General features: G+C 73.6%; 3 protein-coding genes. 1 reads left to right on the top strand and 2 read right to left on the bottom strand.

Annotation, left to right across the window (positions count from 1 at the left end; translation table 11 throughout):
* The first annotated feature begins 369 nt into the window (after window positions 1–369).
* Window positions 370–966, top strand: a complete 597-nt coding sequence (locus ACY45C_RS17225; protein ID WP_462188585.1) for a superoxide dismutase family protein — start codon at window positions 370–372, stop codon at window positions 964–966.
* Window positions 967–1,207: 241 nt separating this feature from the next.
* Here the strand turns inward: ACY45C_RS17225 and ACY45C_RS17220 are convergent, their stop codons facing one another.
* Both ACY45C_RS17220 and ACY45C_RS17215 read right to left on the bottom strand, forming a co-directional pair.
* Window positions 1,208–2,803 carry a serine/threonine-protein kinase gene (locus ACY45C_RS17220; RefSeq protein ID WP_462188584.1) on the bottom strand — a complete coding sequence of 532 codons (1,596 nt, stop codon included), beginning with the start codon at window positions 2,801–2,803 and terminating at the stop codon, window positions 1,208–1,210.
* A gap of 311 nt (window positions 2,804–3,114) precedes the next feature.
* Window positions 3,115–3,598: LppP/LprE family lipoprotein (locus ACY45C_RS17215; protein ID WP_462188583.1), on the bottom strand; the 484-nt coding region annotated here is incomplete at its 5' end.

Raw genomic sequence — 3,598 nt, 5'->3', positions numbered from 1 at the left:
GGTGACCGAGGTGCCGTACTCGATGACGAGGGGGAGGGCCGCGGTGACGATCATAGCGCGGCGCTGGTCGGGGTCCATGACCGGGGCCCGGCGTCGGGGCGGGGTCGGTGAGGTCTCTGGCATGCGATCCACAGTACGGAGTGAGTACTCACTCCTCAAGGGTTGACTGACGGCGGCCTCCCGCCGACCGGGGCGGTATGGGCGGATCAGGCCCGCAAGTCGCGGATCAGGCCCGGGCCGGGCACCACCTTTCGGCCCCCTGTTTCCGTTCAGGTCGTGTTGAGCATTCCCGAAACCCGTGGCCAGGCTAGGCTCGTCCCACATGAACGGCGTTCCCGAGCCGCTGAACTAGCCGCTGAAAGGGTCCTCATGCGACGGCGTCTGTCGATCACCCTGGCCGGCCTTGGGTTGTTCACCGCGTTGTTCGCCGCCGCGGCCTCGGTGATGGCCTCGGCGGTGGCACCGGCAGCTCCGAGCGTCACGAGGGTCGTCGCGGAGCCGGTCGCGTTCACGACCTGGAACGAGAAGCAGCCACCGGCGGCCGTCACCTACAACCGGCATCTCGTGCCGGTCGGCGCCGGGGCGGTCGTACTGGCGGCCGGCGGGCCTCGTACCGTGGTGGGCCTGGTGGTTCAGGGCCTGCTGCCCGACCGCAGGTACGGGGCGCATGTTCATCAGAAGGCGTGTGGCGCGACGGGTACGGCGGCCGGGCCGCATTACCAGAACATCCCGGACCCGGTACAACCCTCTGTCGATCCGGCGTACGCCAATCCACACAACGAGGTCTGGCTGGATTTCAGCACGGATGCCGGCGGCAACGGCCAGGCGTTCGCCATCGTCGACTGGAACTTCCGGGCCGGCGGTGCCAGTGCGGTCGTGCTCCATGAGCACGGGACGAGTGGCATGCCCGGCGAAGCCGGATCTGCCGGTCCGCGGGCGGCCTGCATTACCGTTCCGTTCTCCTAAATCTTTCCTAAATCCGATCGCTTCGCTGGTTCGTGCCGAAGCCGAAGCCGAAGGCGCCGGTCGCCGGGCTCTCCCGCCTCCCGGTGGACTCGTGGCCCCTTATGGACGCCGTCGGCGGCGGTCGCGCAGCGGGTTTGCCGTAGTCAGAGTCTCCGGTGCGTGGTGGATGGGCACCAGGACGCCGGACGGTGGCGTGACGCGACGATGCGGCGGGCTTCAGCAGAGTGGCCGTGCGGCGGGTTCAGCAGGGCGGCGGTGCGGTCGTCGTCGCCCCGAGTGGGGCGGCCGTCGGGCAGCTTGTCGCCGTGGCCGAGGTGCCCGGGCTCGGCGACGAGGTCGGCACGACCGTCGGGGATGCGCCCGTCGGCTGCGATGGCCGGCTCGTAGGCGTGGCGCTCGGCTGCGCGCTCGCCGCGGTGAGTACCGGTGTCGGAGCGCCCGGGTCCGTCGGTGTCATCGGCTGTTCGTCGCCGACCGGGGCCGGGCCGGGCTGGGTGCCCGGCGTCCACAGTGGAGCACCGGCTGGCGGCTGGTTCGCGGGGTCGCTGGGGACCGCCCGGCCGAACGGCGGGGCGGGGGCGGCCGGTTGCACCTGAGGATCGGAGCCGCCGGCACCGATGAGCACGGCGGCGAGCCCGGCGAGCCCGACGATTCCGGCGAGCAGGACGACCGGCATCGCTCCGCGCGCGCCCGGTGCCCGCCGCCGCCAGGATGCCGGGAGCCGGCCGAGCAGCCCGCCGTCCGCCGCGTGTCGCGGCGGGCCGGCTGCGCCGCCGTCGGCGGGATCCTGCACCGAGCCGTCCGTGCCCCGGCGGGGTACCGGGACGGTGCGCCACGACTGGTCGTCGTCCGGCGGTGGCGTCGGCCGGTTGGCCAGGGGATGGGTCGGCTGATCGGGCTGGTCGGGGTCCAGCGGCGCGCCGCCGCCGTTGCCGCCGCCGTTGCCGGGCCCCGCGCTCAGCGGCGGGCGGGCCTGCCAGGGGGTGAGAGCCAGCGCCGCAGCCCGGTCGGCATCGGCCGGGGTGCGGACCGCGGAGTCCGAGACCAGGCGGCGGACCAGCTCGGCGGCGCTCGGGCGCTCCTCCGGCCGACGGGCGAGCGATGCGCGCACCAGCGGGGCGAGTTTCGCCGGCACGCCGGCGATGTCGGGTGGTCGGTCCTCGCGCATCCTGGTCAGCACGTCGGACTGCTCGGAGGCGAACGGCGGATGTCCCGTCGCCGCGTACGTCACGCAGGCGCCCCAGGCGAACACGTCGGCGGGGGGCCCGGCCCGTTCCCCGCGCAGCTGCTCGGGCGCCATCCAGGCCAGCGTGCCAATGAGAATCCCGGTCCGGGTGTGGCTGGGGATCCCCGAGGCCCGCGCGATGCCGAAGTCGATGACCTTCGGGCCGTCCCAGGCCAGCAGGATGTTCGAGGGCGTGAGGTCGCGGTGCACCACTCCGGCGGCATGGATGGCGATCAGCGCGTCGGCGAGTCCCACGCTGAAGCCGTGCAGCAGCCGTTCCTCCAGCCGGCCGTGGCGCAGCACCGCGTCGGCGAGGTTGGTGCCCTCCACGTATTCGGTCGCCAGCCACGGCGACGTGGCCTCGGGATCGGCATCGAGCACCGCCGCGACCGCCCGGCCGTGCACCCGGCGGGCGGCGGCCACCTCGCGGCGGAACCGTTCCCGGAATTCGGGGTCGTCAGCGAACCGGGCGTCGGGAACCTTCACCGCGGCGGCCCGGCCGTCGGCGTTGAAACCGAGGTACACGGTGCCCATGCCGCCAGCGCCGATCCGGTTGTGGATCGTGAACGGGCCGACGTGGCGCGGGTCGTCGTCAACAAGCGGGGTCAGCATCGTGCCGCCTGTTCTGGTCGCCGCGCCCGGTCCTGCGCCCGGCGGCGCGCCCGGCCGTGAGACTCGGAATGCCGGGGCTCACCCGAAAGCTCACTCCTTCGTCGGCGGTGGGCACGGGCCGGGGCCCGGTGGCCGCCGGCCCGCGCCCACCGGTGTCCACGGCGTTCACGGCGTTCACGGCCCCGCGAGACCCCTAACCCTGAACCGTAATGCTTCCAGCGCAGCGATGTGCGGCTGGGCGCGGAGGCGGGCGCGTCGGGTTCGCCACCCGGCACCGCCCGCCGCCACCCGGACCCCGGCGGATGGCGGCCCTACCGTCGGCTGCCGGAGACATTCGGGTCGCTCGGTGGAATCTTGTCCAGGGTGGAGAAGTTCGTGCCGGTCCAGCGGAAGCGGACGTCGGCGTGGCCCGATGGGGCATCGACCGGGTCCCGCGGGTCGTAGGTGGCATAGCGCAGCACGACCTCATGATCGTTGCGTTGGCGCTGGAGGGTGATGTGCGCGCTGGGTGCCTTCGTGTCCGTACCACGGTACTCACCGTCGGCGAAGACGAAGGCGAGCTGCCGGGGGGTGTCCCCGGCCGGCTGGCCGGTGCCGATCACGACGTTCAGTCGCCGGCCGGCCGCGTAGGTGCTCATGTCCGGCTCATAGCCCTTCCGGCGCACCGTGGCGGCGGCGTCGGCGGCGGACAGCGTCGCCGTGGTCGCCGTCGGGCTCGCCGCCGTGGTCGCCACCGGCGTCGGGCTCGCTGACGCCGACGCCTGCGCCCGCGCCGATGCGGGCCCGGTCGTGGCG

It is taken from the genome of Frankia sp. CcWB2, from assembly GCF_977927585.1.
This window is presented reverse-complemented; position numbering and strand designations above follow the sequence as displayed.

Coding starts and splice junctions, on each gene's coding strand:
- ACY45C_RS17220 (WP_462188584.1), bottom strand. CDS start 2,803: ATGCTGACCCCGCTTGTTGACGACGACCCGCGCCACGTCGGCCCGTTC.
- ACY45C_RS17225 (WP_462188585.1), top strand. CDS start 370: ATGCGACGGCGTCTGTCGATCACCCTGGCCGGCCTTGGGTTGTTCACC.